This is a genomic window from Acinetobacter soli (assembly GCF_000760595.1).
In the GTDB taxonomy this organism is placed as follows: domain Bacteria; phylum Pseudomonadota; class Gammaproteobacteria; order Pseudomonadales; family Moraxellaceae; genus Acinetobacter; species Acinetobacter soli.
In genome coordinates, this window is the sequence record NZ_BBNM01000003.1 from 280,908 (window position 1) to 299,078 (window position 18,171).

Here is an 18,171-nt window from a genome sequence, read left to right on the forward strand (position 1 = left end):
ATAAGAAAGTTGCATGAGAATACGACCAATCAAATAATAATGCAAATGCTAATTATTATCATTTACAATAAGTGATAAAAAAATACACTAAAAAAAGTGCTGACGGAGCATCGGCACGAAAGGAACAACTCGCTTTATGAGTACTTTCAGCAGGTTTTTCAGCAAAATTAACCGACCCTTTTGCTACGCTCCATGCTGTTTCTATAGTATCAGTGACACCTGTTTTTATACCCTTAACAGTTCCTATAACGGTACCTGCATCACCTTTTAATGGTTTAAGTAACTGATCACTACCCTTTTTCTTTATCAAATTCTTGCAGTTTCTCTAGAAAAATTTGCCAAGATTCTGGAATACCTTCGACTATGTCTATATAAATCCCAATTCTCTTTTAATATCTTGTACAGAACAGGATGTATTTGACGAATATCATTATGTGAAGCAGATACTCCTGTTCCAATACCGACCGTAACTTGGCCTTCTATGTTTTGTTGTTTGCTCTTGTATATCGCTTTGTCTTGTAAGCTTTCAACATTCAGTTCTTTAGCATCGACTTGTACGCCTTTGCCTTGCACTTGCCCCCCGATAATATTTGTTGTATTGCCACTCTGGATGATGGTCTGACTATCTTTTGAACCGACATGGCTATTCGCATAGCTGGTTTCTGTTCCATTTCCTTTGCCTTTACCAGCGTTACCTCCTGCCGTCACGCCGAAGGCAAGACCATCACTGCCATAACTCACGGCTACTCCAGCATTCCAACCCATACTTTCGTTTTTACTTTCTTCTGTGCGGGTTTGTTGTGCTGCTTCAATATTGACGTTGTTTTGCGCTACGAGCTGTGTGCCTTTTTGCCCCAAAAAGTCTGAAACAATCCAGCACATAAAATAGCATTAGTTTTAAAAATTACTTCCCACTAAACAATTTCCCCCAAAAGTTTTTTGGCTTCCAGTTCGGATCTAAAAAGTCATAATGATAGTCATAGTGATCCAATGGTTTTACTGGCATTAACTCCATAGGCACTAAAGGGTTATCAATTTCAATTTCTAGACCATTGATCCACGCAAGTTTAGTAAACATCACTGGGTGATGCGACCAAATATCTCCACTGAACTCTTCAACGAGATGTTGATTCAAATATTTATGTATCTTAGGATGTAAATATTCATAAATTATCTGCTGTGCGGAATTTGCATCTTTATTTTGTAACGCCGTATAGAAATCCATTTCCCATAGTTCAAAATTTTTAGGCTTTTTAATTTTTTCATGAAAGATTTCTTTCATTTGATTAACCTTATTCCAGTCTTGACGTAAAACAGCTTGAAATCTTAAAACATTAAAACGTCCCTCCCTTGGATAGTTAATCGCTTCTATTAACGACTTATGATGATCATTGTCATTCACTGTGGTCAATGAGCTATAGATTTTTATTAAATCTACATTATCAGTTAATAGTGGAAATATAAAAGCGTGTGGTGTCCACATATTCCAACCACCAGCATATTTACAACTTTCCGCTCGTAGTAGGCTAGATACATAGAACCATTGTTTTAACTCATTAACCTTCTTTATATTAATTAAACCTTTATAACCTGAATTGACAGCTAACAAGCGATACGTATATCCATTAACCTCTCCCTTTTTTAATCCGTGTTTAATAAAGTTAATATTTTCAGGTTCACTATCATCATAGGATGATATTGCCATTTCTAAACGTCGTAGCAATTCCAATTTTTTCATTTTACTATAACCTTATTACCAAGATTTATGGTTACTGCACGCCCTTCATTTACTCCAACTACTACTCCAACTACAATTTTACTGATTGGCTTTCCTTTCTGTATCGCTTGATCAATTAATGTAGATGTCTTAATCGCATTAGCATTATCAGATGTTCTTAACTCTCCAGTCCTACTAATAATCCATTCATCAGACATTTGTACATCCAGCCCTGTTGATTGATTTGCTGAATTTAACTTTACCGTTCCTCTCTCTTTTAATGGCTTCACTTCTACAATATAAAGTTCACCATTTTTGATATACACACCGTCAAAACAATTACTGCCACATTTACTTTCAAGTTTAGTATAACCACTATTTTGAAATAGCTATCCGCAATTTCTTCACGCAATATACCCGTTTGAGTATTATTAGGATTACTTAATAATTGCTTCTGTTTGTTTAATACTTCTTGAGGCGGATCAATAATTTTTCCATTTTCAGATATTTGTTTAGCACTAATATTACCTGATGCAGAAGCTTTTACTGTTGGTAATTTCGCAGGATCATTTTGTAAAATACGTCTAATATCCTTAGCTGCATCAATCGCAGCACCGCCATATTTTGTAACAACCTTCCTTCCAACTATTGCAAGTGCTGCCTCTCCTGCTGTTACTGCTAAATCTATTCCATCTTGCGTCAGTGCTGAATTGCTATCTGTTCTATTAGGGTTGTATGAATCTAAAACTTTTTTACCTTCGTTAGATTCATAAGTACCTAATACTCCTTTAACTTCATCCACTGTTTGTTTTGCAGATAAACCAGTACCTGCACCTGTTACTACTACCCCAGCACAGGCAATCCAGTCTCAAGGTATGCCAAAGCCAAACCGCAAGTGGCAACATCTCCTCCAACTGTTTCTCTGTTTGAGGTGTATATACATGCCCAAGATAAATTTCGAAGCTCTTTAGAAGTAACTTGTTTTCCTCTTACTTAGGCTTGTATTTACTTTTAGGTTAAATCAACTTTATTTATAGCTCATTAGATTCACAGCTTTTAAATCCTCAATGAAATCATTAGCCTCTTCCTTAGGAATATCAATTAATAATTGATCTAAACTAGATTCAGACAGAATCAACGCTATCTCATTAGTAAAGTATTTAACTAGACTCTCATCCCATCCTCCAGTCATGATTAAACAAACAACTTTAAACATCAACTTTTCAATAGATGATTCATATGTGTATAAAAAATCATCATCAATTATTGAAATGAAAGTAGAGTAATTATAATCATTAGTAGATTTTAACTGGTTAAAATCCTTACACAAGTCAAATAAATTTCCTAAAAAAATTTCTTTAATCATGTAATAAGTATCTCTTTCCTGCATTACTTCGCTTTCCTATTCGGATTTAAAATTACTTCATCATTATCAGTTATAATAACAGTAATATTTGGATACTTTGACTTAAATTGTTCAGCCACACCTAAACAGCTTGAACAAGCAGGTCTTTCAGTCATAATCGTTATACTTCCTTTTGCTAGACTTCTATTACCCAACTTTTGAGCTAAATATTCAAATATTTTAGCTTCACTGTCTGTTGCACGATCAACCATCATTCCACTTGCCGTAGGTAGTTTTTCTGTTTTAAAGATTCCATAAGTTGTACCAACAATATTTCTTTCAGGGTCACTAGTATTTATTCGACTATGAGCTAATAACTTACTATCAGTGATACCTTCAATTTTTAATTCAGCTGAAGCAGCATTACCAGATTTTTTTATGGTTGATGGCAAGCTTGCACGAAAATCATAAATATCCTGCTTTAATCTTATAATTTGACTCATCTTTTTTTCGGATAATATGTAAGAATTAAAATTAGAAGATTCCCTTCCAGCTTTACTATTGACTATATTATCCAATACACGTTGCTTTTCAGCTTCTGTTAAAACATTAAAGCTACTACCTCCATTTTTAACTTTTTCTCCAGAAATTGCCTTCCCGCCATAAAACCCAGCTAATGTACTTACAACTCCATGCAGTGCCATAGCTCTATCATATTCTTTGGCAACTTCTTCTACTGGACGACCTGACGTTTTTGCAATTCTTTCTATAGCCTGTAAACCAAGTACTTGCTCTTGACTCAAACCTTGAACTAGCTGGTCTAAATGTTTAGCATCTTGACTGTAAACATCTCTATTTTTTAAGTTATTTGCAATATCAGCATTATAATCTGCTTGTGTAGACCATGCAGCTTGCAAAGCACTTTGACAAGCAGATGAAGAAACGTTCCCAAGTTGGCATACGTTCTTTATAAACTCATCACGAGCCTTATCTTTTCTATTTATCTCAGCTAATTCTTTTTTTTCATTAGAACTTAATTCTTCATGTTTAGATTTATAAATTAATGCATTCTTTCTGGCAGCTTCTTTAACGGATAAGAAATTATTCTCCACCGCATTCTGCGCAACCTGCCCACTTTGTACTGTAGTTGCGACATCACCCGTTGTAGCGCCCAATGCTATGCCTGCCAAACCTACAATAGAACTGATCGTAGATTTCTGCTCTGCTGTGAGGTCTTTGGCTTCTTTTCCATATAGGAAACTCGATAATACTGGTGCCGCTGCCTCTGCTCCTCCTGCTGAAAGTCCTGCAGTCAACGCATTATTTCCACCCGCTGCAGCTACAACAATTTTATTCACTACCTTTATTTCAACAGTTGATAACTAAAATCAATATTTCTTAGATCTCTATTTTTTTCAAAAATAATCCCAACAATGTATTTAAATCTTTCATATCTATCAAATATATCAGGTTCTCCCCAACTATCATTTAAAGTATATTTTTTATCTTTATCCAAGATAGAAAATTCTTCTAAGTTATGAACTATCATTAATTGAACAACCCTCATTACATAATTTAAAACATTATCAGATATATAAAATTCATTATCTTCATAGTTTATTACATTCAACAGATCTTCTTCTAGTTTCCAATATTCAATATCGGACCACAAACCGTAATCAATCCATAGACCAATGAAAGATTTTTCATCATAATCTTTCAAATAAGTAACATTTCGTCTTAAGTTATTTAACATATTTAGTCTCCAATACGATTCATATTAATATCAAATGTACCATTTCTAGTTTCTTTTGAGTTAAGCTTTTGTGGAGAACTCGCCTCTTTCCATGCACCTCCATTGTGCCCATCAACATCTCTAGAAATATAACTATTTCCTTTTTTGAATATCACAGCACCATTTCTTGTTCTATAATTTGTTCGTGTATATCCCATCGTTTCAGCAGCTTTCTTTGCTAAACTATCTGTCGGATAAACTATTTCTCTTTGTGTTTTATTTTTAGATTCAGTCACATTAAAAATGTGCTGGCCTTTTCGAATAAGTCTAACAGGGGATATAAGTTGATCTTCTAAAAATGTAAACTGCTCTACTGGTTTATCATCAACTAAAACACATTGTTTTTTATCATTACAGGCGTAAAACTCTTTATATTGATTATTCTCTACCGCATTCTGCGCAACTTGCCCACTTTGAACTGTAGTTGCGACATCACCCGTTGTAGCGCCCAATGCTGTGCCTGCCAAACCTACAATAGAACTGATCGTAGATTTCTGCTCTGCTGTGAGGTCTTTGGCCTCTTTTCCATACAGGAAACTCGATAATAATGGTGCCGCTGCCTCTGCTCCTCCTGCTGAAAGTCCCGCAGTCAACGCATTATTTCCACCAGCCGCGGCAACTGCTGCGCCAAGTACCGTATGCGCTAGAATATGTGCCGCTTCTTGACCACTCGTCAGTTGCCCATTTGCATTTTTATTCACTTGTGCTTTGAAATATTGTCCTATTTCATAACTGGCTGCTGGGCTGAGTGTCGCGGTTGCTATTCCTAGACCTGAACTTGTCGGAGCGGATAAGCCTGAGGCCACTGTATCGATCAGCAGGCCTAAGTTTTTGTAATTTTCGCGTTTGGCTTGATATTGTGCTTCTGTAAGCTCACCCTTTTCATATTGTTCTTTGGCTGTATCCGATAAAGTATTAACTTCTTGTTTGGCTGCCTGTCTATTTTCGTCAAACCGCTTCGTCACTGCGATCTGTGTGCCGATCTCTCTTTGTACCTTGTCCTTGTCAAAGTTATTCGCAATTGCTCCGCTGTTCTCTTTTGCGGTTTCGGTACTGGTTGTGGTGTATATGTCCGCTTTGGATTGCGCTATGGTTTTGCCTGTCAGTGCCTGCTGGGCAATGCTTTCTGTTATGGTGATATTTTGAGTATTAACACCACTCTTGGTCAAGCTGCTGTCTTTGTCACTGTCTAATCCAAAGCCCACTGATTTGTTGACGCTATTGCTTGGTCGTCCTTCTTTATTTTTTCCACTGCCATCCCATCCACCTTTCACATTTACGCCGCCACTTACTCCTAGGCCTTTGGCATCGTATTCGGTCTGGTTGTGAATATCCGTATAGGTGAGCGTGCCTGTGCTGAGGCTGTTTTTATTCAAGGTTTCCGCAAGTGGGTTTGAGGTGATGATCGCGCCTTTTAAATCGGTATTGTTTTTCACATTGATTTGATAGCCGTCATCGCTTGCATATATCCCTGCCTGATCTTGTACCGAAGCATAGTTAGCATTGATATTGGTTTTATTCGCACTTCCTGACGCAGCTACTCCTGTTCCAATACCGATCGTAACTTGGCCATCTATGTTTTGTTGTGTGCTGTTGTAGTTGGCTGTGTTTTGCAGGCTTTCGATATTCAGTTCTTTAGCATCGACTTGTACTCCTTTGCCTTGTACCTGTCCACCAATAATATTGGTGGTATTACCACTTTGAAGAATAGTCTGGCTGTCTTTGCTTCCTACTTGGCTGGTGAGATAGCTAGTTTCGCTGCCACTACTTTTACCCTTGCCAACATTACCTCCTGCCGTCACGCCAGCCGCACCTCCTTGGGGCCCGTAACTTGCTGCGATGCCCACATTCCAGCCTTTACTCTGGTTTTTACTTTCTTCTGTGTGGTTTGTTGTGCTGCTTGAATATTGACGTTGTTTTGCGCTACGAGCTGTGTGCCTTCTTACCCCAACAAGTCTGAAACAATCCAGCACATAAAATGGAATTAGTTTTAAAATTACTTCCTATCAAACAACTTCCCCCAAAAGCTTTTTGGCTTCCAGTTCGGATCTAAAAAGTCATAATGATAGTCATAGTGATCCAATGGTTTTACTGGCATTAACTTCATAGGCACTAAAGGATTATCAATTTCAATTTCTAGACCATTGATCCACGCAAGCTTAGTAAACATCACTGGGTGATGCGACCAAATATCTCCACTGAACTCTTCAACGAGATGTTGATTCAAATATTTATGTATCTTAGGATGTAAATATTCATAAATTATCTGCTGTGCGGAATTTGCATCTTTATTTTGTAACGCCGTATAGAAATCCATTTCCCATATTTCAAAATTTTTAGGCTTTTTAATTTTTTCATGAAAGATTTCTTTCATTTGATTAACCTTATTCCAGTCTTGACGTAAAACAGCTTGAAATCTTAAAACATTAAAACGTCCCTCCCTTGGATAGTTAATCGCTTCTATTAACGACTTATGATGATCATTGTCATTCACTGTGGTCAATGAGCTATAGGTTTTTATTAAATCCACATTATCAGTTAATAATGGAAATATAAAAGCATGTGGTGTCCACATATTCCAACCCCCAGAGTATTTGCAACTCTCGGCACGTAAAAGACTTGAAACATAAAACCATTGCTTCATGCCTTTTATATTTTCTTTAAAATAGAACTCATACAATCCATAATAAATTGAGTCTATCGCCAAAAAGTCATATAGAACACCATTTGGCTTCTGTTCTTTAAAATTAGAACGAATAGCATCTATTCGTCTTGCTATTCTTCCATCTGCAACTTTATTGCCATTTTGAACGATGTTTTTTTTATTAATATCTATTATCATTTTACATTATTCCCTAAATTAATTGTTAAAGCATACTCTTTACTTACAGTAGCTACGACTTCATTAATTTATTTATTCAGATAAAAAATTATTTTTCAGCAAAACATATAGTTCATGTTTCAAATTATCAAATTCTTCATTTTCATTATATGGTATCTCTCCATTTTTTTGAAGAACAAGATCATTGAGTGACCCCATACCCGCATACCAAGATAGTAAATTATCTCTTACATCAATTGGATTTAATTGAATTTCTTTTGCTGCTTTTTCAAATATTATTGATTCATCTTTATAATCAAATAATCTCATCAATTCAGCCATTCTCTTTAATATTGCTTGGACATTTTTCATTTTAAACTACTCGACTCAACAACTTTTACATCCTTTATGGTCCAAGGTTTAGGAACGACAATTTGTTGCGTTCCCCCTAAATAAAAATCACGTTGTGTACCAACATCACCAACATATATTTTAGTACCTGCAGGAATCTTAATTGAATAACTTGTATCTAAAGGAGATTTAGCTCCATTTGGCCATTCAGGTAGAATTGCCTTATCAATTCTTGTTTGAATAACTGATTTTGGTTTTTCAAGACTAAAGAATTGCCCTAACGGCTGTCCCTCAATACCAGCCCTATATAATATAGTATCTTTGTCTAAAGTAATTACAGCATATTTACCACCTGCAAAAGTTTCAGCTAGATTATTTGCCAATGGACCTGAACTAATCGCAGAATATTTCCCTTCAATTTTACCTAAATTTAGTTTTTCTATTTCTTTTACAAAATCATAATTCTTACTATTTGCTAATTTATCAATCGCAGCACCGCCATATTTTGTAACAACCTTTCCTCCAACTATTGCAAGTGCTGCCTCTCCTGCTGTTACTGCTAAATCTATTCCATCTTGCGTCAGTGCTGAATTGCTATCTGTTCTATTCGGGTTGTATGAATCTAAAACTTTTTTACCTTCGTTAGATTCATAAGTACCTAATACTCCTTTAACTCCATCCACTGCTTGTTTTGCAGATAAACCAGTACCTGCACCTGTTACTACTGCCCCAGCACAGGCTATTCCTGTTCCTGGACATGCCAAAGCCAAACTGCCAGTAGCAAGAGCTCCTCCAACTGTTCCTACTGCGCCTATCACTGCTTGTCCAGCATTTTTTCCTTTACTCACAATTTTATCGTTATTTGTCCGAAAATCATTTGCTATATCCCAGTCCGAATAGGTAAATAGCCCAGTTGCTTTTAAAGCATTTTTCTCTTTTGTGTAGGTTTCGCCTAATGCTTCAAATGCTTTTAAACTTTTATAATTCACATCACTTTCTGGAACACCTTCTGAACATTTGACTAGTGCGCAAGCCGCTGCCCTTAGTCGGTCCTGCTCTTGTTTGCTTTTCCCTTCTGTTAATTTCTTCAGTACCTTAGCTTCATCAACATGTAACTGTCGATTATTTGAATCCACATTGATGGCTGTTGCTGTACTGCCTGTATTTAAACCTGCTGCAACTCCTGCACTTGCAAGGGTCAAACTGGTTACACCACTTGCAACAGCTTCCGCTGCTTTTTCACTCATACCCGTATGAGTTAAAGCCTGAGCTACACTGTTTTGGAAATCATTTATTTTAGGTGCTGAAGCTGCAACCGTGCCTGTCGTAATCGCACCTTCAAGTGTACCCGTACCTAGTGCTCCCAAGGCGGTATGCATCGCGATACGATATACACCTCCCTCTTTCCATTTCTCTGCTTCTTCTAAATTACCTTGCGCTTGTAGTTTTAGTACTTGTTGCTGGGCATAATCGGCAACAGCTTTTGGTGCATTTTCACCAAATTTTTGAGTCACTGAAACTTGAGTATTAATCTCTTTTAGAACTCTATCTTTATCAAAGTTGTTTTGCAGTGCTCCACTATTCTCACGTGCGGTATCTGTTGTTACAGACGTCAATATCTCAGATTTAATCTTTCCGGCAGTTTTACCTGTTAAGGCTTGCTGGCCTTGTTCATCTCGAATTGTAATGTTTTGAGTATTCACACCACTCTTGGTCACACTACTGTCTTTATCACTGTCTAGACCGAACCCAACAGATTTACTTACCCCTACTGTAGTTGAAGCGTGTTGATCAATTTTGTTTGGCGTCGAAAGTACCGTGTCAGGTTCTTTGTTACCTGCCGTACCACTTTTTCCGGCATTAAAACCACCACCTACAGAAATGCCCTTAGCATCATATTCAGTCACGTTTTGAATGTTAGAAGATTTTAAAGTGCCTGTACTGAGGCTGTTTTTATTCAAGGTTTCCGCAAGTGGGTTTGAGGTGATGATCGCGCCTTTTAAATCGGTATTGTTTTTCACATTGATCTGATAGCCGTCATCGCCTGCATATATCCCTGCCTGATCTTGTACCGAAGCATAGTTAGCATTGATATTGGTTTTATTCGCACTTCCTGAGGCCGATGCGCCTCCAAAGCCGACCGTAACTTGGCCTTCTATTTTTTGTTGTGTGCTGTTGTAGTTGGCTGTGTTTTGCAGGCTTTCGATATTCAGTTCTTTAGCATCGACTTGTACGCCTTTGCCTTGCACCTGTCCACCAATGATGTTTGTGGTATTACCACTCTGAATAGTGGTCTGGCTGTCTTTTTTTAGTTAGTACTCTAATAACTTTTATTGGTACTAAATTACTTTTAATATTCCCATAAGTTAATAAAATTATTAAAATATAAGAAACTCTAATACTCTATACCTATGAACGAAAAAGCAATTAGCCAATATTTAAGTTTTATTCTAAGACACAAACCAGAAGAAATTGATCTGATATTAGATCGTGAAGGTTGGGCAAATATTGAAGAATTAATTTCAAAGTCACAACCAATTAAAAATGTGGCTTTAGATGAAGAAATTATTAAGAACATTGTGAATAATAGCGATAAAAAACGCTTCCAAATTTCTGATGATGGTAAATTTATTCGCGCTGTACAAGGCCATTCAACTGTAAGTGTCGACATCACACTTAAAAAGCTTGTGCCACCAATTTCTCTTTATCATGGTACGGCCCAAAGATTTGTAGAGTCCATTAAAGAACAAGGTCTAATCTCTAAAGAGCGTCAATATGTCCATCTAACAGAAAGCAAAAACACTGCCCTATCTGTGGGAACACGTTATGGTAAACCACATATTTTAGTGATTCGTGCTTTAGAAATGCATAAGAGTGGATTCGAATTTTTCCAAGCTGAAAATGAAGTCTGGTTAGTTAAACATGTACCGATAGAATTTATTAGTTTTTTAGTAGAATGAAAATTTTGCTTCCACTCATAGGTGGAAGCCTTATTCAATAATTAAAAAAATTAAAATCAGATAAAATAAATTATCTCAATCATATTAATACAATAATTAGATTTCACTAATGATGAATTTTAACCATTCATCAAAATTCTTTTTCTCATAATGATTTTCTCTATTTCCAAGGGTGTACAAGAAAACTTTAGGATTACCACATAATCTGTTGTATCAAAACAAGCTGTCCTGTAACTATCTATAGATCGTGTAAATCGACTATTTTTTTAATAAAATTAGTGGGAATTTTTATAATCTGTAATTCGTGTACTTATGTAATACAATTTTCAAAGTTTGAAAAACTATTTAAAAATATGTTAGAATATTTATCACTTATATTTTTTAAATTAAAAAATGACTATATCTAATAATCAAATTAGGGCTTACTATACTGATGAAACTATCCGTATATATCAAGCCTACTCAGATATGATTGCTGACTCTGCTTTAGAAAATGGTACTTTCGTTTCACCGCCGTTCAAAACTGATAGAATGACTTGGATAAAACCTTCTTTTTTATGGATGATGTACCGCTCAGGTTGGGCTCAAAAAGATGCTAATCAAAAAAGAATATTAGCTATTGATATTAAGATAGAAGGTTTAAAATGGGCTTTGATGAATAGCTGTTTGAGTCATAAACCTAAACATTTAGATAACGAAGAATGGAAAATCAATAAGATTAAATATCCTGTTAGAATTCAATGGGATCCTGAAAGAGATATATTTTTACAATCATTACCCTATAGAACTATTCAAATAGGCTTAAGTGACAAGGCTGTATTAAAATACATAAATGAATGGATTGTTACTATTAACGATATTACTAATGATGCTCTCATGATTAAAAATTTAATAGATAAGGATGATATAGAAAAAGCAAAAAAAATGATTCCTGTTGAGAAAATTTTTCCTTATTACTTTAATTAAAAATAATAATTAATAAATTAAAAAACACCCCAATTTCACTATAAAAAATGGGGTGCTTGAGTAACATTTAAAAATCAATTAAAACCACTAAAAATACCGTATACAACTTTACCATTTTTAATTTCTTTTTCAAATTCTGATTGACTTAACATCTGATTTGATAGAGATTTATATTGCTCTTTAATATGTGATTGCCAACTAGTAACAGGCATCTCGTACACAGGAGATTCAATTTCATCCAAATATATTCCATCATTTTTAAACTGATTCAAAATTTTATTTACAGCTTCTTCATAGGAGGAAGCGTTAATATAACAATTTACGAAAGCTTTACTCATGGTTAAAGGCATGATTGTTTCAGCTACAGCATGAACTTTGCATAATATTATAAAAACTTTCATTTTTTAGGTACCTTGTTGGGGTCTAGAGGAATTAAACGTACGCTCTTAGGATCTAAAGCCTCTCTGAACATTTGAATCTGTTCAGGTGTTCTTAGTCCATATTGATCAATTGCTTTATTAACGTCTACTACAATTGGAGCAGTAGGACTTAATTTAGCTGCATCACTCTTATAATATATGGATGTCTGTCTAAGCTTTTCTAACAGTTTTTGATCTACATCAACTGCTGTAATAGTAGCTTCACCTTTTCTGTTTATTATTGCAAATTCATGAGCTCTTGATTCATCACCAAAATTTAAAAATAAAGCACGCTCATTCCCACTTTTAGTAGTAACAACAGACACTTCACCATCTAAATTAATCCTAGGATTGAATTGACTGTCATCAACTCTAAATACTGTTATTTTCTCCTCAGGATTGATTTTACCAAACCACTCTTTTACCGAACCAACTAATTTAGACCAAGCGCCTGAGTCCTTGGCAACTACAACGATTGGCTCTAATAATTTTGCTGCTCCCCATGAAGCTGCAGCTGTTGCTACCGCTTCACCTCCTTTTTCTAATATCTCTTCTTGAGTTGCATAACGCTCACCTTCTCTTAGTGCACATGAAAATCCTGCAACTTTTACACAGACAATAAAATCTCCATCAGCATTAATTTTATAAGTATTATTATCTTTAATAGCCTGTAACTGATCTTTTGCATATTGACCATTCTGATCTTTTTTAATTTCATCAATTTCATGGGGTAATAACACATTTTCTAGTGCATTATTCTCCACCGCATTCTGCGCAACCTGCCCACTTTGTACTTTACTTACGACATCACCCGTCGTAGCACCCAATGCTGTGCCTGCCAAACCGACAATAGAACTGATCGTAGATTTCTGCTCTGCTGTAAGGTCTTTGGCTTCTTTTCCATACAGGAAACTCGATAATACTGGTGCCGCTGCCTCTGCTCCTCCTGCTGAAAGTCCTGCAGTCAACGCATTATTTCCACCCGCTGCGGCAACTGCTGCGCCAAGTACCGTATGCGCTAACTCCTGCACTTGCAAGGGTCAAACTGGTTACACCACTTGCAACAGCTTCCGCTGCTTTTTCACTCGTACCCGTATGAGTTAAAGCCTGAGCTACACTGTTTTGGAAATCATTTATTTTAGGTGCTTAAGCTGCGACAGTACCTGTAGTATTGAATTATTTATTAACTTGGGTAACTATCAGATCGGGTTTGAGCTGGTACATTTTATGCAAAAAAGCCCTTTCGATATGCAAGTTATTCTTCATAACTCTCTAATTTACTATTCAGTAGAGATAAGAGAATCATATATTCCTTCTAATTAAAAGCTGCATTCTCAATTTCATAAACTATCTTTTCTAATTCATTTTTCTTAATAAAGCACTCATTTATTTTATACTGTTCTAAATCTTTTAGAGAGAAATATGTATTAGCTATTTTATAAGAAATTAACCTTATCTCATCTTTATATCCAATACAAAATAAATCATATCTATCCTCTCCAAACGAACTACTTTCTAAATTGGCACTATATACAAATTCATTATAACCATAATTAATCCAATCCTTATCATTGTATTCACCTTCACTTTCAGCTATAAAATTTAAATAGCGATATAAAAGCATAGATTTAAAACATTCATCCAAATCCATATGGTAATAGTCACTATTATCAACAATATGATTTAAAGCTCCTTCTATAATAGATTGCCTTTGAACATTAAACATTACAGACACTTCAGAAATATAATCATTATCATTTATAAAAAAACCACAAAGACAATCATAATCATTCACTCCTTTTATATAACTAATTGGATTCATGACTAGAGCTAATTTTTCTTTATTACCAAAAATCATTATTTATTTACCTTCTTAGGATTAATACCAAAATGTTGAAATACTTCATTTGGAATCTTATTTACTTTCATTATCTGCTGAGGGTTTTGATCTATCCCTGTTCGTCCTGCCCAATGATAAATATTAGAACCGGTTCCTTAATAAGTAAATTGATGAATATTTCCTTTTGAATCAACAGAATAACGCTTATTAGAATCTCCAGAAACAGGAATTGATTTATTAAATAATGCTAGAGAATTTTTTGGCTCAATTCCTGCATTTAGTCGATTTCCTTCCCCGCCCAGGGTATGTTTAGGATTGGATTTATAGATTAAACCATTATTAGCAACTGTCGGTGTTGAAACAGGTAATCTTTTATCAACATTAGCTGATACTTTTCCTTTAATAATTTTACCACCAATACCAATACCCGAAGCAACTGATACTAAATAAGTTGCCTGTTCATCGGTAAGATTAAATTTTTCTTTAAATTGATGCGCTAACTCCGTGTTCCATACCATTCCTTCGGCATCTATTTGCTGTTTAAGTAAACCTTGGGAATATATTGCAGGTAGGTTATTAGCTTGATCCAATACTTTTTTAATATCATTTCTAGAAGTAACAATAAATCCATACTTCTCTTTGCAAAGAACAGTATTCATAGAACATACTGCTGCCATTACTGCTTGTTGTTCTATAGATAAATCTTTATATTTCTTCTCAACTTGCTCGCAATTATTATTCTTTTTACAATCCACCATTTCCTTGTTAAATTTAAGTATTTGTACTCTAGTTAAATAATTATTCTCCACTGCATTCTGCCCAACCACACCTGCAAGCTGCGCATTAAACGATGAATCTCCTACCGTACCTCCAACTACTGCGGTCAAATCCCTGATCTGAGTCTTCACATCTTCGGGAAGAAGATTTGGAACAAATTCACCCTTTTCATTTTGGTAAGCTGGATCAGGATGATCTTTATAGTATTGATTGGTCAAATACGTTGCCGCCGCTTCACTCACAACTGCTGCACTTCCTCCTGCCGTTGGGTTGCCATTATTCACATACGCCAGTGTTGCACCTAAGATCGCATGGTTCGTCATTTGTGCTGCGGTGTTTTTATCTTCACCGTGTCCAAACTTCTCACCAATCTGCTGTGCTGCGTATGGTGCAAATGTATTCACTGCAACTTGTAAGTCAGTTTGTCCTCCCAATGCATCTGTCACTGCCATGGTCACTGCATTTAAGGCACGGCTCTTGTCTCCTCCCATGGCCCATTGTGATGTCACTGTCTTTTCTTTTGTTAAGGCGGCATCATACACTGCACTTTCTGCGAAGTATTGATTCTTTTACTATCCAATGCTGGCATTAATATTACCAATTTGGGTTTAATCCATGTTTTTTGTTGCTAATAATGCTGATACTGACTTGTGCAACTTCAGCAAGATTGCTTACATTACTCCCAGCATCTTTTATGTTCGACTTTGTTGCACAAGCTTAGTATTAAAGCTTATTCTTTTTCTTTCATAAGAAGTTAATAAATACTTGTACACTTCTCATAGGCTAAGCGTACCGCTTGCCCTAATTCTTCATCCGTTGCATCATTTGGAAGCATAATTTCATTATCTTTGATTAAACCTGAAAAACTATAATCTAACCCATCTTGATGTGAGGGTGAAATTTTATAGGTATCATTGATATATGTTATGCCAACATTTCTCATATATTTGAATAATGCTTTTTTTGATTTGTATCCAAAATCTGCCATTAATTTTTTTATCTCTTTCTTTCATTAGTTTATCTAACTCTGGAGAGAATAAAATACCTTTAACATCTTCGGGCGGAATACTTTTTCCCGCATTTAAAGCAATTATAATTGACTGACCCAATACCTTATTAGACACATCTAAGGACAATATTACACGTTCAAAATCTAAATTTAAAAGCCCACTTCCTTGATGCCATGATTCAACTTCAAGATATTGATCATTAAAATTTACTGCTGCCATCTTCATTTTATTTCACCTTAGTTACGTCTATTCTGATACCTTTACTATTCGCATATTCAATTGATTTTTGAATAGCATCTTTATAAAGTGTTTCGTCAAATTTGTGGACAACCCCAGACTTGTCCACATATCTCAAGAATAATAACTAAAAGTAATCTATAAATTAATAAATACTTGTACACTTCTCATAAGCTAAGCGTACCGCTTGCCCTAGTTCTTCGTTCGTTGCATCATTTGGAAGAATAATTTCATCATCTTTACTTAAGCCTGTGAAACTATAATCTAGTCCATCTTGATGTGATGGTGAAATATTAACTTTACTGTCCAATTCAATATCGACAGATCTCATATTCTTAAATAGAGCTTTTTTTGATTTATAACCAAAATTCTCCATTATTTTCTTATTTCTTTCTTTCATAAAATCAGCTAATTCTGATGAAAATAAAAATTCTTTAATACCCTCAGGAGGGATATTAGATCCAGCAGATAATGCTTTCATGATCGCCTCACCTAAAATATGGTTATCAATTTCAATTTCAAAAATCAAAGGAATGAAATTTATATTAAATACAGACATTCCACCATAATTCCATGAAATGACTTCAATATATTTATTATTGAAGTATACTGTTGCTCGTTTCATATCACTTAACCTTTGTTACCTTAATTTTAATACCTTTACTATTTGCATAATCAATTGACTTTTGAATAGCACCCAATTGGCTTTTACTTGTGTTAGCAGAAATAGCCAATTGCATTTCTTTTGATTTTATATCACTATTTTTTATTTGTAATGTCTCTCTACCATCTTTAGTAAAATTAGCCATTTGATCAACATACTTATTAATCTGAGACGTAATTTTTTTAGGGTCTTGATAAGTCTTGGCCGCTGTATTTAAAGTTTTATCACTTGTAGCCAAACCTGTTGCAGGATCCCAGTGATCAAATGCCTTAAAATTTGACTTAATCGAATTTAAATCAATTGTTGTTGCAGACGACGTAGATTGAATATAATTTTCCTACGGTTTCCCCTGTTCATTAATACCTTTCCCCCACGTCATCCCCACAGTATCTGAACTAAGGACTTTACTATCCTTTAAGAATACCACTCCCGGTAAAACACTGCTTACCCCATCAACCGCTGATAATACCCTTTGACCAGTGGATAGTTGAGTACCACTTAATAACGTTTGTCCTGTTGCTGCTCCATAAATCCCTAATACCGAGTTAGCCCCAGGACTAAAGAATGACATATCTTCAATTGACTTTGAAAGCTCCTGTTTATGCGTTACGTAGTAATAAACTTGATCAGCGGCAGGTAAAATTTCTGCTTTAAGCACACCATTTTTATTTACTACAATATACTTAAGGCCCGATCCATCAGATTTTGGGTCAGGGTTAGATATGATATCTCCAGGTTTATAATTTTTACCATTTAATATGAGTTCTTTTTGCGCATATTTCATGGCATCCAATGCATTTTCAGTTAGTACAGTTTTTAAACACTGTACATTACCTTTACATGCAAATTCTCTTTGGAAATATTCATTATTCTTTTGAGGCTGTCCTTTAACTCCAAATATATTATTCTCTACCGCATTCTGCGCAACTTGCCCACTCTGAACTGTAGAACCAATATCACCAGTCGTTGATCCAACTGCACTACCCGCTAAACCTACAATAGAACTAATTGTAGATTTCTGATCTGCTGTGAGGTCTTTGGCATCTTTTCCATACAAGAAACTCGATAATATTGGTGCCGCTGCCTCTGCTCCTCCAGCTGAAAGTCCCGCAGTCAACGCATTATTTCCACCCGCCGCCACAACTGCTGCACCAAGAACAGTATGTGCCAATATATGCACTATACTTCCTTCGGCATCTTTTCCTTTAAAATACTGACCGATCTCATAACTGATTTTTGGACTCAATGTGGATGCTGCAATGCCAGCAT

The 18,171-nt window shown here is 35.5% G+C and carries 15 protein-coding genes and 7 pseudogenes; 2 read left to right on the plus strand and 20 right to left on the minus strand.

Features of this window, described 5'->3' with window-relative positions:
* Positions 1–447: 447 nt before the first annotated feature.
* From Aso01_RS05720 to Aso01_RS16135, 13 genes and pseudogenes are all read right to left on the minus strand, one after another.
* Positions 448–867: pseudogene (locus tag Aso01_RS05720) on the minus strand (hemagglutinin repeat-containing protein); the annotation flags it as partial.
* A gap of 37 nt (positions 868–904) precedes the next feature.
* Positions 905–1,738, minus strand: a complete 834-nt coding sequence (locus tag Aso01_RS05725) for an immunity 49 family protein (protein WP_004935791.1) — start codon at positions 1,736–1,738, stop codon at positions 905–907.
* A complete protein-coding gene (locus tag Aso01_RS05730; RefSeq protein ID WP_228252594.1) occupies positions 1,735–1,935 on the minus strand; it encodes a hypothetical protein in 201 nt (66 codons plus the stop codon). Before Aso01_RS05730 ends, Aso01_RS05725 begins: the two co-directional genes overlap by 4 nt.
* A 74-nt stretch (positions 1,936–2,009) precedes the next feature.
* Positions 2,010–2,519: a hypothetical protein gene (locus Aso01_RS05735; protein ID WP_004935785.1), complete on the minus strand. Its 510-nt coding sequence runs from the start codon at positions 2,517–2,519 to the stop codon at positions 2,010–2,012.
* A gap of 225 nt (positions 2,520–2,744) precedes the next feature.
* Positions 2,745–3,107, minus strand: a complete 363-nt coding sequence (locus Aso01_RS05740; protein WP_004935781.1) for a hypothetical protein — start codon at positions 3,105–3,107, stop codon at positions 2,745–2,747.
* Entirely contained in the window at positions 3,107–3,565 is a 459-nt protein-coding gene (locus tag Aso01_RS16120) for a deaminase domain-containing protein (RefSeq protein ID WP_039910029.1), read from the minus strand. Before Aso01_RS16120 ends, Aso01_RS05740 begins: the two co-directional genes overlap by 1 nt.
* 23 nt (positions 3,566–3,588) lie before the next feature.
* A pseudogene (locus Aso01_RS16125) lies at positions 3,589–4,405 on the minus strand (VENN motif pre-toxin domain-containing protein); the annotation flags it as partial.
* Positions 4,406–4,425: 20 nt separating this feature from the next.
* The gene (locus Aso01_RS05755) at positions 4,426–4,818 is read right to left on the minus strand and encodes an Imm41 family immunity protein (RefSeq protein ID WP_004935774.1); all 393 of its coding nucleotides are present in this window, start codon (positions 4,816–4,818) and stop codon (positions 4,426–4,428) included.
* A 2-nt stretch (positions 4,819–4,820) separates the two neighbouring features.
* Positions 4,821–5,093: a toxin C-terminal domain-containing protein gene (locus Aso01_RS16130; protein ID WP_503089856.1), complete on the minus strand. Its 273-nt coding sequence runs from the start codon at positions 5,091–5,093 to the stop codon at positions 4,821–4,823.
* Between the two features lie 141 nt (positions 5,094–5,234).
* A pseudogene (locus Aso01_RS15975) lies at positions 5,235–6,799 on the minus strand (hemagglutinin repeat-containing protein); the annotation flags it as partial.
* 54 nt (positions 6,800–6,853) lie between these two features.
* Entirely contained in the window at positions 6,854–7,699 is an 846-nt protein-coding gene (locus tag Aso01_RS05775) for an immunity 49 family protein (protein WP_004935764.1), read from the minus strand.
* Between the two features lie 72 nt (positions 7,700–7,771).
* On the minus strand, positions 7,772–8,050 hold the full coding sequence (locus Aso01_RS05780) for a DUF6966 domain-containing protein (RefSeq protein ID WP_004935761.1): 279 nt from the start codon (positions 8,048–8,050) through the stop codon (positions 7,772–7,774).
* A 1,448-nt stretch (positions 8,051–9,498) separates the two neighbouring features.
* Positions 9,499–10,335, minus strand: a pseudogene (locus tag Aso01_RS16135) (hemagglutinin repeat-containing protein); the annotation flags it as partial.
* A gap of 105 nt (positions 10,336–10,440) precedes the next feature.
* Between Aso01_RS16135 and Aso01_RS05790 the strand changes: the two are divergent.
* Positions 10,441–10,989 (plus strand): RNA 2'-phosphotransferase, encoded by a 549-nt coding sequence (locus Aso01_RS05790; RefSeq protein ID WP_004935754.1) that lies wholly within the window; start codon positions 10,441–10,443, stop codon positions 10,987–10,989.
* Positions 10,990–11,382: 393 nt separating this feature from the next.
* Positions 11,383–11,955 (plus strand): DUF4291 domain-containing protein, encoded by a 573-nt coding sequence (locus tag Aso01_RS05795; RefSeq protein ID WP_004935751.1) that lies wholly within the window; start codon positions 11,383–11,385, stop codon positions 11,953–11,955.
* 74 nt (positions 11,956–12,029) lie between these two features.
* On the opposite strand, the gene Aso01_RS05800 is transcribed toward Aso01_RS05795, so the two are convergent.
* From Aso01_RS05800 to Aso01_RS15910, 7 genes and pseudogenes are all read right to left on the minus strand, one after another.
* Positions 12,030–12,356, minus strand: coding sequence for a hypothetical protein (locus Aso01_RS05800; protein WP_004935749.1), 327 nt, complete (start codon positions 12,354–12,356; stop codon positions 12,030–12,032).
* 764 nt (positions 12,357–13,120) lie between these two features.
* Positions 13,121–13,396, minus strand: a pseudogene (locus tag Aso01_RS16140) (VENN motif pre-toxin domain-containing protein); the annotation flags it as partial.
* 293 nt (positions 13,397–13,689) lie between these two features.
* Complete coding sequence (locus Aso01_RS05810; RefSeq protein WP_004935743.1) at positions 13,690–14,232, minus strand: Imm42 family immunity protein; 543 nt, start codon at positions 14,230–14,232, stop codon at positions 13,690–13,692.
* 137 nt (positions 14,233–14,369) lie between these two features.
* Positions 14,370–15,533, minus strand: coding sequence for a VENN motif pre-toxin domain-containing protein (locus Aso01_RS15990; RefSeq protein WP_004935740.1), 1,164 nt, complete (start codon positions 15,531–15,533; stop codon positions 14,370–14,372).
* Positions 15,534–15,745: 212 nt separating this feature from the next.
* Positions 15,746–16,226: pseudogene (locus Aso01_RS05820) on the minus strand (contact-dependent growth inhibition system immunity protein).
* A gap of 157 nt (positions 16,227–16,383) precedes the next feature.
* Complete coding sequence (locus Aso01_RS05825) at positions 16,384–16,863, minus strand: contact-dependent growth inhibition system immunity protein (RefSeq protein WP_004935732.1); 480 nt, start codon at positions 16,861–16,863, stop codon at positions 16,384–16,386.
* Position 16,864: 1 nt separating this feature from the next.
* A pseudogene (locus Aso01_RS15910) lies at positions 16,865–18,166 on the minus strand (endonuclease toxin domain-containing protein); the annotation flags it as partial.
* Positions 18,167–18,171: the final 5 nt, after the last annotated feature.